Here is a 19,715-nt window from a genome sequence, read left to right on the forward strand (position 1 = left end):
CGATGGCCAGCCCAAAAGAGAAGCCCGCCCGCCGAGGGGCAACCTCTCAGCGCAAAGCCAGCAAAAGCTCAGGTGGCGGATTCAAAATTCCTGGCTGGCTTTGGGGGATAGCAGGCTTAGCGGCAGGCTTCTTCCTAGCACAGCATCAACATGGCACCGCTCCTTGGCAAGAGCAGGAAGACACGCCCCAAGCGACTGTCTTGCCTAAGCCTGCTGACAGCGATGAGCGTAGCGCTGCGCGTCAAACAGAAACCGTCGCCGAGCCATCAATGCCAACGTTTGAGTTCTACACGCTGCTGCCAGATACAGAAGTCATTGCTCCAGGCGTGTCGCTGCCATCAACCGTAAATCGCCCCGAGGCAGCAGCACAGCAAGAACAAACGACGGCAAGTAACAGCGCGACAGCTAACGAAACAACGACAAGCAGCGCAAGTACGCGTCAGAACGATGACCCTATTGCTCAGGTTATTGCGGCTAATATGCGCCCTGAAGAGCAAGTGGCCGCTGCCCAGCAAGCGCCTGCCAGCAACACGCCTAACCGCTACATGCTACAGGCTGCGTCGTTTCGAGAGCTAAGCGATGCCGAGCAGTTGCGTGGCCGTCTGCGCAACTTAAGCCTGCTAGCGCAAGTTAGCGAAGTAAAGGCTAATGGCGATACTTGGCACCGTGTTCAAGTAGGCCCTTACGAAGATACTCGTGAGCTTAACCGCGCCCAAGACTTAATGGCCACACAAGGCATTGAGCCACTGCTGATCCAACTGCAGAACTAGTCTAACCACAGACTACTTTAACCCAAGGGCTAGACAGGCTTTCATCGCCATAAGCCCCGTTAAAAAAACAGTTTATCTAACAGCTTTATTTAGCGGGCGGTTGATTTTTTATCAGCCGCCCGCATTTTGTTGTGAATCGCTTTTTATACGGTCTTTTAAAATGGCCGATCAGTCATCGGGAGCATGTGTCTCCCCCAAGGAGTTATCTCCATGACCACTATTGTATCCGTACGCCGCGGTAATCAGGTTGCCCTTGCAGGCGACGGCCAAGTATCTCTGGGCAACACCGTAATGAAAGGCAACGCGAGCAAAGTACGCCGCCTGTATCGTGGCAAAGTACTCGCTGGTTTTGCTGGCGGCACCGCCGATGCCTTCACCCTGTTTGAGCGTTTTGAAGCGCAGTTAGAAAAATACCAAGGACACCTCACCAAAGCAGCGGTTGAGTTGGCCAAAGATTGGCGCACCGATCGAGCTCTGCGCCGCCTGGAAGCACTACTGGCCGTAGCGGACCACAGCGCCTCGCTGATTATTACCGGTAACGGTGATGTGGTTGAGCCTGAACGCGGCATTATTGCTATTGGCTCTGGCGGCAACTTTGCCCAGGCAAGTGCCCGCGCACTATTGGAAAACACCGAGCTTTCTGCTCGTGAAATTACTGAAAAGTCTCTCGAAATCGCCGGCGACATCTGCGTATTTACCAATCACCACGTGACGCTCGAAGAGCTGAACATCAACGACCGTTGAGGCCCTTTTTATGACTCAGATGACACCCCGCGAAATCGTCCACGCCCTGGATCAATACATCATTGGTCAACAAGATGCCAAGCGCGCCGTGGCCATTGCCCTGCGTAACCGCTGGCGTCGCATGCAACTAGACGATGAGTTGCGCCCGGAAGTGACACCAAAAAATATTCTGATGATTGGCCCTACCGGCGTGGGTAAAACTGAAATTGCTCGCCGCCTCGCCAAGCTAGCCAGAGCGCCCTTCATCAAGGTCGAGGCCACTAAATTTACCGAAGTCGGCTATGTAGGCCGGGACGTCGAGTCGATTATTCGCGACTTGATGGAAGCCGCCATCAAAATGGTTCGTGAACACGCGAAGGAAGAAGTCGGCCATCGCGCTGAAGATGCCGCTGAAGATCGCGTTCTAGATGCACTGCTACCACCGCCCCGTGGCCAGGAAGATAAGCCTCGGGAAGATAACGGTACACGTCAAACCTTCCGCAAAAAGCTTCGGGAAGGTCAGTTGGATGATAAAGAGATCGACATCGAAATCTCTTCCCATGGGCAAGGCATCGACATAATGACGCCGCCAGGCATGGAGGAGATGACCAACCAGCTACAGAGCCTGTTCTCCAACATGGGCCAGCAAAAGCGCGAACAGCGCCGTGTAACAGTCAAAGAAGCACTGGTTTTGCTGCGCGATGAAGAAGCGGGCAAGCTGGTCAATGAAGAAGAGATCAAAGCCCGCGCTGTCGAAGCCGTTGAACAGCATGGGATTGTCTTCTTAGATGAGATCGACAAAGTTGCCAAGGGTAGCGGCCAGTCTAGCGGTGGCGAAGTCTCCCGTGAAGGCGTTCAGCGTGACCTGCTGCCGTTAATCGAAGGCTCTACCGTTTCAACCAAATACGGCATGGTCAAAACCGATCATATCCTGTTTATTGCTTCGGGTGCCTTCCACCTATCGCGTCCCTCGGACCTTATTCCAGAGCTACAAGGACGCTTGCCGATCCGTGTTGAGCTGGATGCGCTGACCCCCGGCGATTTCCAGCGGATTCTCACCGAGCCATCCGCCTCGCTCACCAAGCAGTACCAAGCGCTGCTGGCTACCGAAGGGCTGGATATCGAGTTCACTCCAGACGGTATCGAGCGTATTGCCGAGATTTCCTGGCAAGTGAACGAAGGCACCGAGAATATTGGCGCTCGCCGTCTACATACAGTGCTGGAACGGCTGCTCGAAGAAGCCTCATTTAAAGGCGGCGACATGGATAGCCCGCTGGTCATCGATGCCGATTACGTCAATGCCCAACTGGGTGAGCTAGCAGTAGACGAAGACCTATCGCGCTATATTTTGTAAACGCGCTTATATCGGTATAGCCCGCAACAGCTTGCCCGCTTTTTACGCAAGCAAATGCCGCTGTTCAGGCTGCGCTGCGTCTAACGTTACGCACGATAACAACATCCCTGTTGCTCGTGCTTGATCGACGTCCTGTCGATCAAACGTTAGCCGTGGCGCTTGCCTTCACGCATTTGCTAAAGCGCAAATAGTCGGTCAATCCGCTTTAGCTCAATATCGTAAAAGGTGACGTCATCCATGAATGCCCCTACTTCTACGAATGCCCCCACCCCAACGCGGGTTCACTACCATAAGCAGGCTCGCGAGCTAGAACTTAGCTACGCCACGGGTGAAAGCTTTCGACTGCCTGTCGAATTTTTACGGGTTTATTCACCTTCAGCCGAAGTGCGTGGCCACGGCGGCGATACTGCCGTGCTGCAAGTGGGTAAAAAAGATGTCGGCCTGCAAAACATTACCCAAGCCGGCAATTACGCTCTGAAATTGCACTTTGACGACGGCCACGACAGCGGACTTTACAGCTGGAACTATCTTTACGACTTAGCTCAGCACCAAACAGATTATTGGCAAAACTACCTACAACGCCTAGAAGCGGCCGGCGCCTCCCGCGAACCAGCCAGCATCCAATTCAAACAGCTGTGACGCTTCACCTCAGTTGAAGCGCAGACAAGTTGGGGGTGAGAAGGCTACAATGTCGCTAACCATTTATTGCGACGACCTTTTGGTCGACTATTACCGCCTCGAACTCGGGAGCTAGAGCCCCATGAGCCCCACTGAAAAACGCACCACCCATTTTGGTTATCAGGAAGTCGCAGTTGACGAAAAAGCGTCTCGTGTTGCCGATGTCTTTCATTCGGTAGCTGCGCGCTATGACATCATGAATGACTTGATGTCTATGGGTATCCATCGCGTCTGGAAACGCCTTACTATTGAGCGCGCAGGCGTTCGTCCTGGGCACCATGTGCTGGATATTGCCGGCGGCACTGGCGATTTAACACTCAAATTCTCTCGCCTGGTTGGCCCGCGTGGCAAAGTGGTATTGGCCGACATTAACGCCTCCATGCTTAACGTTGGCCGCGACAAACTGATGGATAATGGCGTCGGAGGCAACGTTGAGTATGTACAAGCCAACGCCGAGTGCCTGCCATTTCCGGACAACAGTTTTGACTGCATTACGATTGCCTTCGGACTGCGCAACGTCACCGATAAAGACGCTGCACTGCGCTCTATGACACGCGTGCTAAAGCCCGGCGGACGGTTGCTAGTGCTTGAGTTTTCAAAGCCAAATAATGCGCTGCTGTCGAAAGCCTACGATGAGTACTCCTTCCGCCTTCTACCTAAAATGGGCGAACTAGTGGCCGGAGACGGTGAGAGTTATCGCTACCTCGCCGAATCTATTCGCATGCATCCCGACCAGGAAACCCTGAAAGGCATGATGGAAACGGCAGGGCTTGATCGGGTTGAATATACCAACCTGACCGGCGGTATCGTGGCCCTTCACCGCGGCATTAAATTATGAACTCACCGACAATGAGGTCAGCATGCTAGTCACCCCGACCCTGTTGCTGGCCGGATGTGAACGCACGTTGAATGCCTTGCTTGCCCGTGATCCGGCCTCACCTGTGCGCTTGTCTGCGCTAGCAGGGAGTCGACTACTGGTAAGGCTTGAAAAGCCTCACCTTCAGTTGGTGCTGCACTATCACCATGCGGGGATTGATTTGCTGCGTGGCGATGATCTAGACGAAACTGACGTCGACGCCATCGTCGAGCTCACCCCTGAAACGCTCTCTGAGTGGTTAAGTGGTGCCTCCATTGAGCGGTTGATGTTTGATGGCAAGCTTTCTGTGCGTGGCCGTATCCACCTCTTGGAAGCCACCCGCGACCTGCTCTTTGATCTGGATATCGACTGGGAAGGCGAGCTAGCTCGCTGGCTGGGGGATATGCCGGCCCATTCACTGGCCGAAGGTATCCGGCGCGCCGCACGCTGGGGGCTAAGAGCGAAAGATGAGCTGCTGCAAGACGTTTCTGAATACGTATTTGAAGAAGCACGCATACTCCCCGGCCGCCAACAGCGCGATGTACTCCGAGATCATTTGACCGAGCTAGAGATCGCGACCGACCGCCTGGAAGCCAAACTCAATCGCCTGCATAAGCGCTTGACACAGTTGACGGCCAGTCAGTCGCCAAACAAGCAGCCACACCTCGAGGAGCCGCACTGATGAGCCTGCGGTTATTGAAAATCTCTTGGATAGTGGCTCGCCATCGCTTAGATACGTTGATACCCGTTGAGCGGCTGCCGTTCTGGCTACGTGCCTTAATGGCTCTTTCGCCTCTAAAACTGTTTCCTGTCGGGCAGCGCAGTCGCGGCGAGCGACTGCGCCTGGCCCTGGAAGCGCTGGGGCCGATTTTTATTAAATTTGGCCAAATGCTCTCGACCCGTCGAGACCTATTGCCCGAAGACATCGCCGATGAATTAAAACGGCTGCAAGACCAAGTGCCGCCCTTCCCCGGCGAACTAGCCGCTGCACGGGTCGAAAAAGAGCTGGAAATGTCGCTCGTAGAGGCATTTGCCGCCTTTGACCGAGTGCCTTTGGCGTCAGCATCGATTGCCCAGGTGCATGCAGCAACGCTGCATAGCGGTGAAGATGTCGTCGTCAAAATTATTCGCCCCGGCATCGACCGCATTATGCGTCAGGATATGGCGCTGATGTATCAAATCGCTAAGTTGCTGGGTAAAGTGCCTGACGCAAAACGCTTACGCCCTGTAGAAGTGATTCGTGATTACGAAGCCACCTTATTTGACGAACTTGATCTCTATAAAGAAGCGGCAAACACATCGCAACTTAAGCGTAACTTCAAAGACTCACCGCTGCTGTTTGTGCCGACAATCTATTGGTCATACACCCGCCGCCATGTCATGGTCCAGGAGCGCATTCGCGGCGTGCCAGTGGCTGATTTAGATACCCTTATTGCGCGTGGAACCAACCTTAAGAAGCTGGCTGAACGCGGCGTAGAAATCTTCTTCACCCAGGTCTTCCGAGATAACTTCTTCCATGCCGATATGCACCCCGGCAATATCTTTGTTAACTGCGATGATCCTGAAGATCCACAGTATATCGCCATCGACTGCGGCATCGTGGGGAGCCTTACCCGAGAAGATCAAGACTACCTAGCACGCAACCTACTGGCCTTTTTCCATCAAGATTATTACGAAGTAGCGGCGTTACATATTGAGTCCGGCTGGGTGGGCGAAAACACGCGCGCTAACGAGTTTGCAGCCGCTATTCGTACCGTATGCGAGCCCATTCTTGAAAAGCCGCTAAAAGATATTTCGTTTGGGCAGGTGCTGTTAGGACTGTTTCAAACAGCACGACGCTTTAATATGGAAGTACAGCCACAGTTAGTATTGTTGCAAAAAACGCTGCTTAACATCGAAGGGCTGGGTCGTCAGCTTTACCCTGAACTGGATCTGTGGAGCACTGCGAAACCATATCTAGAAAAGTGGATGAAACAGCGCGCTGGTATCGGCGGCCTTTGGGAGTCGCTCAAACGCCAAGCGCCGGAGCTTTCTCATCAGTTGCCTGAGCTACCCGTGTTAGCGCATCAAGCGCTGAGCCGAATGGAGCATGAACACCGCCAGCGTCATCAGCAAGTGAACTCCATTAGTACCGTTCAGCAGCAACTGACGCGCCAGCATAAACGTCATTACCGACTGCGTATCGGACTTATTTTGCTTGCTATTGCCCTGGCTTGGCAGCCGCTGAGCAGCTGGGCATCGGCTCAAGAGTGGCCTGTTTTAGCAGCTGCGGGAGTAGGTTTGTTGCTGCTGCTATGGCAATGAAACATTCTGGCAGTAAGATAGAGCGTCTCAGTGTCGCCCTTGGCGAAAGCACTGATCTTTGGCGAAAGCGCTGTGATGATTGATAAAAGGATGCCTATGACTGATTCTACCCAGACGACGCAAGTGCTAGATACACTCGCGGAGGTCTTAAAGCAGCGTCGACATGCTTGTGCAGAAGATTCTTATGTTGCCTCCTTGCATCATAAGGGTTTGAACAAGATACTCGAAAAAGTCGGCGAAGAGGCGACCGAAACAATTTTGGCTGCTAAAGATGCCGAGCACGGCGGCGAGCAGGCGCATCAAGCTGTGATCGCTGAAACCGCCGACCTGTGGTTTCATAGTTTGGTGATGCTGTCGCACCTTGAACTGGATCATCAGCGCGTTTTAGATGAGCTAGCACGGCGGTTTGGTATTTCTGGTCATGACGAAAAAGCATCCCGCACACAACGTTAACCTGCACTGATGAGGAAATGCATATGTTAGGTGGTATCAGTATTTGGCAGTTGCTGATTGTTCTGGGCATTATCATCCTAATTTTCGGCACCAAGAAACTGCGTAATGTGGGCACCGACTTAGGCGGTGCAGTCAAAGGCTTTAAGAAGGCCATTAACGAAGAAGAGAAAGACGGCGACAAAAAAGATGCTGACCAACCTCAGGCGAAGGTAAGCCACGAAGAGGCTGGTAACACCTATGATGTTCAAGCAGAAGAGAAGCGTGCCGCCGAAGAACGCCCCACAGAACGTAACGAAGAGCGCAAATAACCCATGCTGGATATCGGCTTTCTTGAACTGATGCTGATTGGTATCGTCGGGCTTCTGGTGCTTGGCCCAGAGCGCCTGCCTAGAGCCGCTCGCACAGCAGGCATGTGGATTGGCAAAATCAAGCGTACGGTATCCGGTATGCAGCGCGAGATCAGCGCTCAGTTGGAAGCAGAGGAGTTGCGTCAAAAACTCAACGAGCAACAGAAAAAGCTCGATGACAGTCTCAAAAAAGCCAAGCAGGATGTTGAGAGCATTGCCGACGCCCCCTCTCCTTCCAGCACTTCGACACAAGCGTCCCAAAACGAGACCGAGCAGCGGGTTGCCAACGCGAGTGCTCGGTTAGATGATGCCCTGCAAACAGTACGCGAAGACACGCCAGCAGCCTCTTCCTCAACGCCTCATCAACGTGCTACCGATGAACTGCGCGCGCTGAATCCTAGCGGCAAAAATGAGTCTAGCAAGGCTAACGTCAAGCAGGCGGATGTGGGAAATGCCGATGCTAAAAAGGCGGATCTTACAAAGGCGGATCTTACAAAGGATAGTAATCACCAATGAGCATGTCTGGCGCCCCCCAGGAGCCACGTAAAGACCAAGGCCAAGCGCCTCTTATCGAGCACCTGATTGAACTACGCTCGCGGCTTATGAAAGCGGTCGTGGTTATATTAGTCGTATTTCTTGGCCTTTATGCCTTTGCTAATGACATCTACAGCTTTGTGGCTGAGCCATTAATGGCACTGTTGCCAGAAGGCTCACAGATGATCGCCACCGAGGTAGCCTCGCCCTTCTTGGCGCCCTTCAAACTAACCCTGGTAGTCGCCGTCTTTATCGCTATCCCCTTCGTACTGCACCAAGCATGGGCATTTGTAGCACCTGGGCTTTACGATAACGAAAAAGCGCTGGCGATACCCATTCTGGTCTCTAGCATAGCGCTATTTTACGCTGGGGCAGCCTTCGCTTATTACGTGGTTTTTCCGCTGCTCTTTGAGTTTTTCACCCAGACCGGGCCGGAAAACGTGGCGGTAATGACCGATATTAATCAGTATTTGAACTTTGTACTTAAGCTATTTTTCGCCTTTGGTGTTGCGTTTGAAATCCCCATCGCAACATTTCTGCTAATACTGTCTGGCGCGACCACGGTCGAGAGCCTTTCTAAAAAGCGCCCCTACATTATTTTAGGCTGCTTTGTGGTGGGCATGCTGCTTACTCCTCCCGACATTATTTCTCAAAGCCTGTTAGCGATACCGATGTATCTACTTTATGAGGTGGGCCTATTGTTTGGCCGGTTGGTACGCCGTAAGGCAAAGGCGGATGACGCTGAGGAACAAGAGACCTAAAAGCACTATTAAAGGCGATACACTGCTCAAAAAAAGCCTCTGCCATGGGAACATGACAGAGGCTTTTGCTCTTCATACGAGAGGCTTTTGCTCTTCATACGAATAGCCGATTACCTAGAAAACATTAGCCCATCATTTCATCAATGCGGTCTACCAACTTAAAGATACCTGTTGCGGCCTCACTGATACGGGTCGCCAGCATGTAAGCAGGCGTCGTTACCACCCGATGCTCATGATCTACCACAATGTCTTCTACGCCACAGCTGCGATGCAGGCCACCCATCGCACTAATGGCGCCAGAAACACTCGGATCATGACCAATCGTCACGGCCACACCTTCGCCAAGCAGGCGCGGGACCAAAACAGGAGCAATACACATCAGGCCAATGGGTTTTGCCTCTTCTTTAAAGCCTACCAGCGCCTCTTTCACGCTCTCAAGTACCTGCATGCTATCGCCCTGGTCGGCAAAATCAGACAGGTTTTTAGCGACACCAAAGCCACCAGGAACAATGACCGCATCAAAGTCATCTGCATCTAGCTCAGTAATCGGGCTAATATCACCACGGGCAAGGCGCGCCGACTCCAGCAGTACATTGCGCTGCTCGCCCTCGACAGGCTCTTGGGTTAAGTGGTTAATCACATGATGCTGAGCGACATCCGGCGCAAAGCAGCGATAGCCAATCCCTAACTGATCAAGGCGCAGCAGCGTTAGCGTTGTTTCATAGATTTCAGAACCATCAAAAACGCCGCAGCCTGCTAATACGATTGCTACCTGTTTGGTCATGCTTATCTCCTTATCGTAGCGCTTATTATCGCTGTTAAATCGTCGCCACTTAGCGTCGCTGAGTGGCTCACTTTAGTCAGTCTATAAAGCCACTACAAGCCAGCTATCACAAGCCCGCTTTCGCTGCAGTGCAGGACTGATATACTCACGTTAGGCCTTTTAGGGCACCCACTATTCGATTGACTATGCGATTGTTTGGAGAAAGCCGTTGAACACCTCTGCTCCCCGTCACTTCCCTGCCACCAGACTTCGCCGTATGCGTCGCGACGATTTCTCACGTCGCTTAATGCAGGAGTCGACGCTAACACCCAGCGATTTGATTTTGCCGGTTTTTGTACTGGAAGGCGAAAATCAGCGCGAAGCGATTGCCTCAATGCCCGGTGTTGAGCGTCTTTCCATCGACCTGCTGATTGAGCAGGCACGTGAGGCCTACGCGCTGGGTATTCCTGCCTTAGCTCTCTTCCCCGTTGTCAGCGCTGAGCAAAAAAGCGAGTTAGCAGAAGAGGCTTACAACTCGAATGGTCTTGTCCAGCGTAGTGTACGGGCGCTAAAAGAAGCACTACCAGAGCTTGGCATTATTACCGATGTCGCCCTTGACCCCTATACTAGCCACGGACAGGACGGCATTCTTGATGAGCACGGCTATGTGCAAAATGACCGCACAGTGGATACGCTACTCAAACAGGCGCTCTCCCACGCCGAAGCAGGCGCCGATGTCGTGGCACCTTCCGATATGATGGATGGCCGCATCGGCGCCATACGTCAAGTGTTGGAGCAGGAACACCTGCATAATGTGCGTATTATGGCGTATAGCGCTAAGTACGCCTCTAAATATTACGGCCCTTTCCGTGATGCAGTCGGCTCTGCCGCCAATCTTGGCAAAGCGGACAAACGCACCTATCAGATGGATCCTGCCAATAGTGATGAAGCACTGCATGAAGTCGCTATGGATATCGCTGAAGGCGCTGATATGGTAATGGTAAAACCTGGCATGCCTTACTTGGATATCGTACGTCGTGTAAAAAGCGAACTCCAAGTACCGACATTCGCTTATCAAGTCAGCGGTGAGTACGCCATGCATCGCGCCGCTTTCGACAACGGCTGGCTTGAGGCCGAACCCGTCATTCTTGAGTCACTGATGTGCTTCAAGCGAGCAGGTGCCGATGGGATTTTAACCTATTTTGCCTTAGAAGCAGCACGCTTGTTACAGCGTTAATTTCAGGGGTCAAACCTTCAAAGATGACAAACCGGTGACACTTGTTTGTCATCTTTTCCCGGCATACTCCTATTAACAGTAGTTATCACGCTATGATGAGTATGAACCACCACCGGGGGGGCAGCCATGGACGATCAATCAGCAGATTCCACGCCAGCATTTTCTAGCGAGTCAACGAACGCTGCAAACGAGACGGTAAGTGGCGAGGGAGAGGCTTTGCCATTGCGTATCAATCGTACCCCCACCGGAGTTCACGCGAAAGAGGCTCACTTGGAAGCGGATCTTGACGACCCGCAGCTTTACTTCAATCGCGAGCTTTCTCATCTGCAATTCAATATCCGGGTGCTTGAACAAGCCCTGGACGATGCACATCCGCTACTTAACCGGCTGATGTTTCTGCTGATATTTTCATCCAACATGGATGAGTTTTTTGAGATAAGAGTTGCTGGGCTTAAACACCAAATGGCATTAGGTGACGATACCACCGCCGCCGACGGCCGCTTACCTAAGGCTGTGCTGGCAGAAATCTCGGATATCGCGCATCAGCAAATTGCCCGCCAATATCAAATATTGAACGAAACACTGCTGCCCGCGCTGGAAGCTCAGGGGCTACGCTTTCGTCGTCGCGATCAGTGGACCGACGAGCAAAAAGCTTGGGTTAAAGGTTTTTTTGATAACGAAATCATGCCGGTCATCAGCCCCATTGGCTTAGACCCTTCCCACCCGTTTCCGCGTTTGGTTAATAAAAGCCTCAACTTCATTGTTGAACTAGAGGGAAAGGACGCCTTTGGTCGGGCTGGTGGCATGGCAATACTGCCAGCGCCTCGCTCACTGCCTCGCTTGATGGCACTGCCTAAAGCTCTGTGTGCAGAAGGTTTCTCTGAGTATATTTTCTTGTCATCGATGATTCACGCTCATGCAGAGGAACTCTTCCCCGGTATGCGTGTGCGCGGTTGTTATCAGTTCCGGCTGACCCGCAATGCCGATATGACCGTCGACCCAGAAGAGGTCTCAGACTTGGCATCAGCGCTACGTGGCGAGCTATTAGCCCGCCGTTATGGCAGTGGTGTTCGCCTTGAAGTCGCTGATAATTGTCCAGATGACTTGATCAGTTTCTTGCTGCGCCAGTTTGAGCTAGAAAGCAGCGACTTATACCGTGTTCAAGGGCCGGTAAATTTGACCCGCATGATGGCTGTACTCGGTGATGTTGACCGACCGGAACTGCTCTATCGCCCCTATTCGCCTAGCGTGCCAAAAGCATTAAAGGGTGGCAGCCTATTTAGCGCTATTGCCAAAAGCGATATCCTGCTTCATCACCCATTCCAGTCTTTTTCACCTATTGAAGACCTACTACGCGAGGCCGCACGCGATCCGGACGTACTGGCAATCAAGCAGACTCTGTACCGCACGGGCGCAGATTCAACGATAGTGAGTGCTCTGGTCGATGCCGCCAGCCAAGGCAAAGAAGTCACCGTTGTTATCGAGCTGCGGGCGCGTTTCGATGAGGCCGACAATCTTCAGTTAGCATCACGCCTGCAAGAAGCCGGCGCCATCGTGATTTACGGCATCATGGCCTATAAAACCCATGCCAAAATGCTACATATCGTGCGACGTGAGAAGGGCGAGCTGCGCCACTACGCACATTTAGGCACCGGCAACTACCACTCTAAAACAGCGAAACTATATACCGATTACAGCCTGCTAACTGCCAATACAGCACTATGCGCGGACGTGCACAAGGTGTTCCAGCAGCTTTCTGGCATGGGCCGCGCGCGCAAGATCGACACGTTGCTCCACGCCCCCTTTACGCTTCACGAGCGCTTAGTCGAAATGATTGACCGTGAAGCTCAGGTGGCGCTTAAAGGTAAGCGCGGGCACATCATTATTAAGTGCAATTCGCTAACAGAGCCCAAGCTTATCAAAGCGCTTTATCGCGCCTCGCAAGCAGGCGTAGAGTGCGACCTGATCATTCGCGGCATGTGCTGTTTGAAACCCGGTATCGAGGGTGTTTCAGAAAATATCCGTGTCCGGTCGATTATTGGGCGTTTTTTAGAACATACCCGCGTTTTCCATTTTCACAATGACGGCAAACCAGAAACATGGTGCTCAAGCGCTGATTTTATGTCACGCAATATGTTCCATCGCGTAGAAACCTGCTTCCCGCTATTGGATAAAAAGCTTGCCACGCGGGTACGTAAAGATTTAGAGACCTACCTCGTCGATAACTGCCAAAGCTGGTTACTAAAAAGCGACGGTAGCTATCACCTCCAGGATCCTGGCAATGGCGACGCGATCAGCGCTCAGGAAACACTGCTCTATGCCTACGCATCAAAAAGCTAGCTGAGTAGAAAGGAGGATTGGGGACGGTTAGCCATGATTGACCTGCCGTATCAACATGAGGAAGCACACTTATAATGAATGGCATTAGCGACTCTACCGTTCTCACTGCGCTCAGCGCTGCATTGCACCTGGTGATTCAGTGGCTGCTGATCATCCGCGTTCTACTTAAACCGCACCGCGACCCTAGGGCCAGACTGACCTGGATAGTGGTCATCATCGCCCTACCTATCGTTGGCATCATTACCTATTTACTACTCGGTGAGACTAACATCGGCAACAAACGCGCCAAACGGATGCGTGAGGTACTTGCGCAAACATCAACACCAGAGACCACTCTTGGTGTTGATTCAACCAACCTCGCACCGCAGATTCCGGCGCACTATCAGCACTTGTTTCAGGTGGGCTATTCTATCAGCGGGTTCGAGCCGGTCGGTGGCAACCACGCAGAAGTACTAAAAGACTCCAACGCCGTCATTGATGCACTTGTTGCCGATATTGACGCTGCACAAGATCACGTCCATCTACTATTTTACATCTGGTTGACCGATAACAACGGCCTCAAAGTTGCCCAGGCGCTGATACGGGCTGCCACGCGCGGCATTGCCTGCCGAGCGATGGCAGATGACCTTGGTGCGCGCGCCATGATCCACTCCAAGCACTGGCGGGCGATGCAAGCTGCTGGCGTCCAGCTTGCACGCGCCCTGCCTATTGGCAATCCGATCTTGCGCATGCTTGGCGGCCGTATCGATTTGCGCAACCACCGCAAAATTGTCGTCATTGATGACCACATTACCTACTGCGGTAGCCAGAATTGCGCTGATCCTGAGTTTCGGGTCAAGGCGAAGTATGCGCCCTGGGTCGATCTTATGATTCGCTTTGAAGGGCCAATCGCACGCCAAAATCAGCATCTGTTCATCAGCGACTGGATGTCGCATGTCAACGACGATATCCGTGCCCTGCTGCACCGCCCCCTCCCCGCCACTCGGCCTGGCATATGTACACAGGTAATCGGCACCGGCCCCACCGTGCGCTACTCGGCCATGCCTGAGATGTTCGAGGCCTTGATTTACAGCGCCCGCCGAAGCCTAGTTATCACTACACCCTACTATGTGCCGGACGAACCTCTGCAGGCCGCGCTCTGCGCCAGCGCACGTCGCGGCGTGGAGACTCTTATTATCTTTCCTCAACGCAATGACAGCCGCGTAGTAGCCGCTGCTAGCCGCAGCTACTACGCCGAACTACTCACCGCCGGCGTAAAAATTCATGAGTATGTCGGTGGCCTGTTGCACACCAAGTCGCTCACCCTCGATGGTGAGATCAGTCTTATCGGCTCCGCCAACATGGACCGGCGCAGCTTCGAACTCAACTATGAGAACAATATCCTGGCCTACGACTCAGAGCTGGCCCAACAGATCCGCCAACGTCAGCAGCACTACCTCAACAGCTCGGTGCGCGTTGACCCCAACGAGGTTGCCAACTGGCCCCGCCACCGCCGATTAATCAATAATACCGTCGCGATGCTGGGGCCGATCCTTTGAACTAAGCGGCCAGAAAGTGATTTATACTGCTGATATACGAAGAGAATAATGTCAGACCTATTCTGGCAGTATGTTGGTTGCAACTTAGCGAGAGGAGAGCCGTATGTGCACGCGAGTAGTTTGGCCGGACGCCAACGGAGCCGTCATCGTTGGCCGTAACATGGACTTTCACAAAGACCTGATGACCAACCTATGGACGCAGCCGAAAGGCATCACACGCGACGACGGGGTGCAGGGAGCGCTGACATGGACATCGAAGTACGGGAGCGTCGTTGCGACAGCCTTCGACATGATTTCAGTCGACGGTCTGAATGAGGCTGGCTTGGCTGGTCACGTACTATGGCTTGCAGAGTCAGACTACGGCAACCCAGAAGACAGTCGCACTCAGCTGAGTCAGGCCATCTGGATGCAGTACTTCCTCGACAACTACGCCACCGTCGCAGAAGCCGTCGAGTGGATTGAAACTTCAGACGTTCAAGTCGTCCAGATGATGGATCCTACCGGAGGGGCACCGCCGGCAATCCACCTAGCACTCGATGACGCCACCGGCGATTCGTGCATCATCGAGTATAGCGAGGGGAAACCCAAGGTTTACCATAGCCGCGATTACCGAGTGATGACAAACTCACCCACGTACGACCAGCAACTCGAGCTAGTCCAAACCATCAGCGGACTTGGCGGCGACCAGCCCATTCCTGGGTCGACACTAGCAAGCGACAGATTCGCTCGTGCTGCATACTACGTGAGCCGTCTCGATCAGCCCCAGACGCAGCTACAGGCCATCGCGGCTATGTTTAGTGTCATCCGCAATGTCGCCCAACCGTTCCGTATCCCAGATCCCGGCAAACCTGATGCATCCCAGACGCTTTGGCAGACTGTCACCGACCTAACTAATCGGCGCTACGTCTTCGAATCGACCACCCGCCCCAACATTGTCTGGGTAGACCTGAGTGACCTCAACCTAGCCGAGGGAGCCCCCCAGCTGAAGCTAGACCTCGTGAATGAACTAACTGTCGAGTGTGGCATTGCTGGCGAAGTAAGCGACAAATTCGTCGACACCGGCACATTGAAATTTCTCACTATCGAGCGCGAAAGGCAGCTAATTGCAGCTGCAACGCAGGCTAAACAGTAGACCATCAAGCTTGGCATGCCGTTAAAGACATGCAGGTCTTCAACATGGGTCTACTGAACGCTCTTTTTCAGTCACCTGCATGCCAGGTTTCACGCTGAAGCGGATCCGCAGAACATCTGCGGTCCGCATCATAGATAGTGTATTCAATAACTAGCAGGCTTCGACAGCAGCACAAAGCACCAGAGCTATAGAATGGTGCATTCAGTGATGGAACCCTGAAGCATCCTCTTCTGCCAAAGGAACCTGTTTGGGATGGGCCGCAATATGCGACAATGCTGCTTTCATATCATCAATCAGTAGTGCGCATAAATCCCCGCTGACGCCGTTACGCACAAGAATTCGCTGAATCGCCTGATCTTCACAATGGGTTGGCAGTGTATAAGCTGGCACCTGCCAGCCACGTACCCGCAAACGGTCGGCAAGATCAAAAAGTGTGAAGCCAGGATCACTGCCGTCCTTCAGCTTCCATGAGACCGCAGGGATACCACGGCTGCGTTCTCCGTCGAAAACAATCTCGAACGGCCCCAATGCGGCGATCTCAGCGGCGAGGAACGCCGCGCTGTCATAACAGGCTCCGTGCACCTTTTCGTAGCCTTCGCGGCCGAGCCGGACAAAGTTGTAGTATTGGCAAACAATCTGACCGCCAGGCCGCGAGAAATTAAGCGCAATGTCCTTCATGTTACCGCCCAGATAATTGACCCAAAAGATCATTTCCTCAGGCAGGTCGCTTTCCTCGCGCCATAGTACCCATCCGACACCGAGCGGCGCTAGGCCGAACTTGTGGCCTGACGCGTTGATCGAGCGCACCCGCGGAAGGCGAAAATCCCATTCAAGATCCGGTGCGCAGAATGGCGCTAAAAATCCTCCGCTGGCACCGTCCACATGAATTGGGATATCAAGACCGGTATCGCGCTCCAACTGATCGAGCGCGTCGCTGACGGCTTTTACAGGCTCATACTCGCCTGTAAAGGTCACACCGAGGGTCGGAACCACGCCAATTGTGTTCTCGTCGCAGTATTTCAGAACTTCCTCAGGGGTCATCAGCAGCCGCCCCTGCTCCATCGGGATCTCACGATGTTCGACATCCCAGTAGCGGGTAAATTTGTGCCAGCAAACTTGTACTGGGCCAGTCACGAGGTTGGGCTTGTCAGTTGGCTTACCATCCGCACGGCGCCTGGCCTCCCAGCGGCGTTTCATGGCTAGCCCACCTAGCATTGCGGCTTCGCTAGAGCCTGTCGTCGAACACCCCGTCGCAGGCCCTTCGGGCGCATTCCAGAGATCAGCCAACATACGTACGCAGCGTGCTTCAATCTCGGCAGTCTGTGGATATTCGTCCTTGTCGATCATATTCTTATCGATGCAGGCATCCATCAGCTCATGCACTTCGGGCTCCTCCCAAGTCTGGCAGAAGGTCGCGAGGTTCTGGCGTGCATTACCGTCCAGCATCAATTCGTCGCGCACGGCAGCGCAGACCCAGCGTGGTGCTTGCTCATCATCGGGGAACCCGGATTTGGGAAGTGGCTTCGCCAACGTGCTGGATCCGTAGATTTCATCATTCATGTTTCGGGAACGATTTGTCATTGCTCATCTCCACTCTATGGTAGTGGCCACGCCTCCGGCGTCGCTCGGCGCAGGCAAAATCAGGCAGGTTTTGCCTTTTTCCAGGGTTTCACTTGATTGCTCAACAGGGGATCGAGTTCGCTAAGCGCAGCTCCGAATAACTGCCCTCTTAGCCGGGATAATCGAGAGTGATGCTGCGAGGCAGTCAACATAGTTCATGAGATGAGCCACTATCCGCACGGATAGCTCGGTTGTCTCGGCCGTTCCCGCGAATTACGTATAGTAGATATGTCAAGACAAGATCTGCGCGATGTAGCCACCGACAAGGGCAAGCACCGTCGTTATGGCGTAGGATACAGGGAAAGGCACCGCAGCCACTTGGCTTTTAGACTGTTCAAGCACCGCATTCAAGCTTGGCGTCGAGTTGCGCCCGCCCGCGCATGCGCCTGCGTTGATCACAGAGTTCAGTTTGAAGAATTTGTCAGCAACGAAAAAGGCTACCACTACCGGCAGAAGGGCCGCTATGGTACCTATCAGGGCGAGCCAGATGACCGTGTCGCCGCCTAGCGCCGAAATTATTTTCGGCCCAGTATTCGCGCCCAGCACGGCGACGAATACATTAAGGCCGATATCCTGCAAAAAACTGCGCGCACCTTCAGATACCGGCCCGCCAAATTGCGGGTTGCGACTACGTAAATATGCAACGATGATACCGGCAAGTAGGCAGCCAGCCGAAGTGCCGAGTGCGAAGGGAATGCCTGCGATCGTGACACTCAACGTCCCTGCGATGAAGCCGACTACCATGGCGATCGCCATATACATGACTTCAGTCGTCGCAAGGGTCTGCTCTGTAATAACCCTGCTGCCCAGGGCCTTTCCCGCCCGTTCGATACAACTGTCTGGCCCGGTAAGGCGCACTACATCACCCACGCGAATATCGGTTTGCGGCCCGATAGGAATCTCTTGCCCCGCCCGAAAAATCGCGATCAGACGAAGACCATAGGCCAGTGAGGTCCTTGCAAGCTCCGCAATAGTCTTGCCAGCAATCTCGGAGGACGATACTGCGATATCTGCAGACTCAATGGTTATATCTCGAGCAACCGGATCGTCTACCTCTGGACCCACCTCGTTGCCGTGTAGAATCATGTCGTGCACATCCGCGCGCACAGTCACGATGTCGCCTTTAAGAATTGTCGGGTTATTGAGCGCATCGATTACCTGACCATCACGCTCTACACGAAGAATTGGGGCCTGAGGATGGGCCTCAAAAAGCTCATTAACGCTCTTTCCGACTAGGTTCTCGTTATCGACCTTATAGGCACGGATATCGAACGGCATGTAGCCGAGCAGGAACGCATGCGGTGTGCCCGGAAGCGGATGGGTGCCGGAACCAGCAAAGGCGTCTTCCGCCTTTTTCGCATCTGCGACAGGGTCGTGCCCGAACATCGCGGGCAGGTAGCGCATGAGTAGAATAATTCCGACGCTAGACAGGATGTAGCTGACGGCATAGCCTGCCGCCATGTTAGCCCCAATTTCATCGGCGGTCATGCCCGGAGGTACCGTTGCCGAGCCGCTTTGCACGGCTGATTCCGCGACACCAAGGACGGCTGTAATCGTGTAACTGCCCGAAATCAGGCCAGCCGCAAAGCCTGATTCAAGCCCGACAAGATGCGCGCCGCCAACGCAAATCACCCAGTTCAGTGCCCAGATAATCACCCCGCAAACAATCGCCGCCAAACCACCTGATTTCAGACCAGCAAAGAATTTGGGGCCTACCCCGAGCCCCAGTGCATACATGAAGAGCGACAGGAAGATGGTCGCGACGATGCCCGGGATCGCATAAGTCATATTAAAAGCGATTTGCGCCGTCATCGAGATCACGACGGCGACAAGTAGCGTGCTGGCAGTTGATCCAAGAGAAATAGGACCGAACTTGAGCCTCCCGAGAGGATATCCGATGGCAAGCGCAAGCAAAATAAATACCCATTGCTGCGCGTCAAGGAAGGCAAAGACACCTTCGATACCACGCTCTGTCACCGGCTCGATGAATTCGAAGACACTGCCGAGGGCCCGCTCACTCGCCTGCTCAAAGGTTCGTAGGGTTCCGCTCTCTGCTGTTCCTGCTCCCTCAGCTTGCGCGTGCGTGGCAATGCCTAAGGCGAGTAGTCCAGCGACCAAAAGCACACTAAATCTGGCGCTTATTGAGGCACTTAGCAAAAAAGAAGAGTTGCGCATGTCGCTCCCTCGCTCTTGAAACAAACTCACCTTAGGCTTCGGTCAACTAATCACACTGCTACAAACCTGTCAACATATTAGGTTCTACAGACAATCATCTCGATATGATGAAACTGCCACTTTCGGCGTT

General features: G+C 53.4%; 17 protein-coding genes and 1 pseudogene. 15 read left to right on the forward strand and 3 right to left on the reverse strand.

From position 1 onward, the window contains the following. The first annotated feature begins 2 nt into the window (after nucleotides 1-2). From K7H08_RS15325 to tatC, 11 genes and pseudogenes are all read left to right on the forward strand, one after another. Nucleotides 3-770 carry an SPOR domain-containing protein gene (locus K7H08_RS15325; RefSeq protein ID WP_231658459.1) on the forward strand — a complete coding sequence of 256 codons (768 nt, stop codon included), beginning with the start codon at nucleotides 3-5 and terminating at the stop codon, nucleotides 768-770. Between the two features lie 210 nt (nucleotides 771-980). Beyond that, entirely contained in the window at nucleotides 981-1,514 is a 534-nt protein-coding gene (gene hslV, locus K7H08_RS15330; protein WP_009724832.1) for an ATP-dependent protease subunit HslV, read from the forward strand. Between the two features lie 10 nt (nucleotides 1,515-1,524). Further along, the gene (gene hslU / locus K7H08_RS15335; RefSeq protein ID WP_083006999.1) at nucleotides 1,525-2,847 is read left to right on the forward strand and encodes an ATP-dependent protease ATPase subunit HslU; all 1,323 of its coding nucleotides are present in this window, start codon (nucleotides 1,525-1,527) and stop codon (nucleotides 2,845-2,847) included. Between the two features lie 237 nt (nucleotides 2,848-3,084). Then, complete coding sequence (locus tag K7H08_RS15340; RefSeq protein ID WP_038478102.1) at nucleotides 3,085-3,486, forward strand: gamma-butyrobetaine hydroxylase-like domain-containing protein; 402 nt, start codon at nucleotides 3,085-3,087, stop codon at nucleotides 3,484-3,486. Between the two features lie 121 nt (nucleotides 3,487-3,607). After that, entirely contained in the window at nucleotides 3,608-4,363 is a 756-nt protein-coding gene (ubiE, locus tag K7H08_RS15345) for a bifunctional demethylmenaquinone methyltransferase/2-methoxy-6-polyprenyl-1,4-benzoquinol methylase UbiE (RefSeq protein ID WP_038478106.1), read from the forward strand. A gap of 22 nt (nucleotides 4,364-4,385) precedes the next feature. Continuing rightward, nucleotides 4,386-5,063, forward strand: coding sequence for a ubiquinone biosynthesis accessory factor UbiJ (locus K7H08_RS15350; RefSeq protein ID WP_231658460.1), 678 nt, complete (start codon nucleotides 4,386-4,388; stop codon nucleotides 5,061-5,063). Continuing rightward, nucleotides 5,063-6,685: a ubiquinone biosynthesis regulatory protein kinase UbiB gene (gene ubiB / locus K7H08_RS15355; protein WP_038478112.1), complete on the forward strand. Its 1,623-nt coding sequence runs from the start codon at nucleotides 5,063-5,065 to the stop codon at nucleotides 6,683-6,685. Before K7H08_RS15350 ends, ubiB begins: the two co-directional genes overlap by 1 nt. Nucleotides 6,686-6,781: 96 nt before the next feature. Then, entirely contained in the window at nucleotides 6,782-7,138 is a 357-nt protein-coding gene (locus K7H08_RS15360; protein WP_095604533.1) for a phosphoribosyl-ATP diphosphatase, read from the forward strand. A 23-nt stretch (nucleotides 7,139-7,161) separates the two neighbouring features. Then, nucleotides 7,162-7,446, forward strand: a complete 285-nt coding sequence (tatA, locus tag K7H08_RS15365; RefSeq protein ID WP_089039797.1) for a Sec-independent protein translocase subunit TatA — start codon at nucleotides 7,162-7,164, stop codon at nucleotides 7,444-7,446. Nucleotides 7,447-7,449: 3 nt separating this feature from the next. Then, nucleotides 7,450-7,836, forward strand: a pseudogene (tatB, locus tag K7H08_RS15370) (Sec-independent protein translocase protein TatB); the annotation flags it as partial. Nucleotides 7,837-7,997: 161 nt separating this feature from the next. Then, nucleotides 7,998-8,780, forward strand: coding sequence for a twin-arginine translocase subunit TatC (gene tatC, locus K7H08_RS15375; protein ID WP_231658462.1), 783 nt, complete (start codon nucleotides 7,998-8,000; stop codon nucleotides 8,778-8,780). Nucleotides 8,781-8,904: 124 nt separating this feature from the next. Here the strand turns inward: tatC and elbB are convergent, their stop codons facing one another. Next, nucleotides 8,905-9,564 carry an isoprenoid biosynthesis glyoxalase ElbB gene (gene elbB / locus K7H08_RS15380; protein ID WP_095604510.1) on the reverse strand — a complete coding sequence of 220 codons (660 nt, stop codon included), beginning with the start codon at nucleotides 9,562-9,564 and terminating at the stop codon, nucleotides 8,905-8,907. A 208-nt stretch (nucleotides 9,565-9,772) separates the two neighbouring features. Between elbB and hemB the strand changes: the two genes are divergently transcribed. The 4 genes from hemB (at nucleotide 9,773) to K7H08_RS15400 (ending at nucleotide 15,790) form a co-directional block, all read left to right on the forward strand. Beyond that, nucleotides 9,773-10,780, forward strand: a complete 1,008-nt coding sequence (hemB, locus tag K7H08_RS15385) for a porphobilinogen synthase (RefSeq protein ID WP_038478126.1) — start codon at nucleotides 9,773-9,775, stop codon at nucleotides 10,778-10,780. 126 nt (nucleotides 10,781-10,906) lie between these two features. Next, complete coding sequence (gene ppk1 / locus K7H08_RS15390) at nucleotides 10,907-13,120, forward strand: polyphosphate kinase 1 (RefSeq protein WP_038478128.1); 2,214 nt, start codon at nucleotides 10,907-10,909, stop codon at nucleotides 13,118-13,120. Between the two features lie 74 nt (nucleotides 13,121-13,194). Next, nucleotides 13,195-14,658 carry a cardiolipin synthase gene (cls, locus tag K7H08_RS15395; protein ID WP_231658463.1) on the forward strand — a complete coding sequence of 488 codons (1,464 nt, stop codon included), beginning with the start codon at nucleotides 13,195-13,197 and terminating at the stop codon, nucleotides 14,656-14,658. Between the two features lie 103 nt (nucleotides 14,659-14,761). Continuing rightward, on the forward strand, nucleotides 14,762-15,790 hold the full coding sequence (locus K7H08_RS15400) for a linear amide C-N hydrolase (protein ID WP_038478135.1): 1,029 nt from the start codon (nucleotides 14,762-14,764) through the stop codon (nucleotides 15,788-15,790). 201 nt (nucleotides 15,791-15,991) lie between these two features. Here K7H08_RS15400 and K7H08_RS15405 read toward each other — a convergent pair whose 3' ends face one another. Next, the gene (locus tag K7H08_RS15405; RefSeq protein ID WP_095604505.1) at nucleotides 15,992-17,371 is read right to left on the reverse strand and encodes a glutamate decarboxylase; all 1,380 of its coding nucleotides are present in this window, start codon (nucleotides 17,369-17,371) and stop codon (nucleotides 15,992-15,994) included. Nucleotides 17,372-17,641: 270 nt separating this feature from the next. Continuing rightward, nucleotides 17,642-19,585: an aspartate:alanine exchanger family transporter gene (locus K7H08_RS15410; RefSeq protein WP_231658464.1), complete on the reverse strand. Its 1,944-nt coding sequence runs from the start codon at nucleotides 19,583-19,585 to the stop codon at nucleotides 17,642-17,644. Nucleotides 19,586-19,715: the final 130 nt, after the last annotated feature.

This window comes from Halomonas sp. IOP_6 (assembly GCF_021151565.1).
GTDB classification, from domain to species: domain Bacteria; phylum Pseudomonadota; class Gammaproteobacteria; order Pseudomonadales; family Halomonadaceae; genus Vreelandella; species Vreelandella alkaliphila.

Coding starts and splice junctions, on each gene's coding strand:
- K7H08_RS15405 (WP_095604505.1), bottom strand. CDS start 17,371: ATGACAAATCGTTCCCGAAACATGAATGATGAAATCTACGGATCCAGC.
- K7H08_RS15400 (WP_038478135.1), top strand. CDS start 14,762: ATGTGCACGCGAGTAGTTTGGCCGGACGCCAACGGAGCCGTCATCGTT.
- K7H08_RS15350 (WP_231658460.1), top strand. CDS start 4,386: ATGCTAGTCACCCCGACCCTGTTGCTGGCCGGATGTGAACGCACGTTG.
- elbB (WP_095604510.1), bottom strand. CDS start 9,564: ATGACCAAACAGGTAGCAATCGTATTAGCAGGCTGCGGCGTTTTTGAT.
- K7H08_RS15340 (WP_038478102.1), top strand. CDS start 3,085: ATGAATGCCCCTACTTCTACGAATGCCCCCACCCCAACGCGGGTTCAC.
- K7H08_RS15410 (WP_231658464.1), bottom strand. CDS start 19,585: ATGCGCAACTCTTCTTTTTTGCTAAGTGCCTCAATAAGCGCCAGATTT.
- hslV (WP_009724832.1), top strand. CDS start 981: ATGACCACTATTGTATCCGTACGCCGCGGTAATCAGGTTGCCCTTGCA.
- K7H08_RS15360 (WP_095604533.1), top strand. CDS start 6,782: ATGACTGATTCTACCCAGACGACGCAAGTGCTAGATACACTCGCGGAG.
- tatC (WP_231658462.1), top strand. CDS start 7,998: ATGAGCATGTCTGGCGCCCCCCAGGAGCCACGTAAAGACCAAGGCCAA.
- hslU (WP_083006999.1), top strand. CDS start 1,525: ATGACTCAGATGACACCCCGCGAAATCGTCCACGCCCTGGATCAATAC.
- tatA (WP_089039797.1), top strand. CDS start 7,162: ATGTTAGGTGGTATCAGTATTTGGCAGTTGCTGATTGTTCTGGGCATT.
- ppk1 (WP_038478128.1), top strand. CDS start 10,907: ATGGACGATCAATCAGCAGATTCCACGCCAGCATTTTCTAGCGAGTCA.
- K7H08_RS15325 (WP_231658459.1), top strand. CDS start 3: ATGGCCAGCCCAAAAGAGAAGCCCGCCCGCCGAGGGGCAACCTCTCAG.
- cls (WP_231658463.1), top strand. CDS start 13,195: ATGAATGGCATTAGCGACTCTACCGTTCTCACTGCGCTCAGCGCTGCA.
- ubiB (WP_038478112.1), top strand. CDS start 5,063: ATGAGCCTGCGGTTATTGAAAATCTCTTGGATAGTGGCTCGCCATCGC.
- ubiE (WP_038478106.1), top strand. CDS start 3,608: ATGAGCCCCACTGAAAAACGCACCACCCATTTTGGTTATCAGGAAGTC.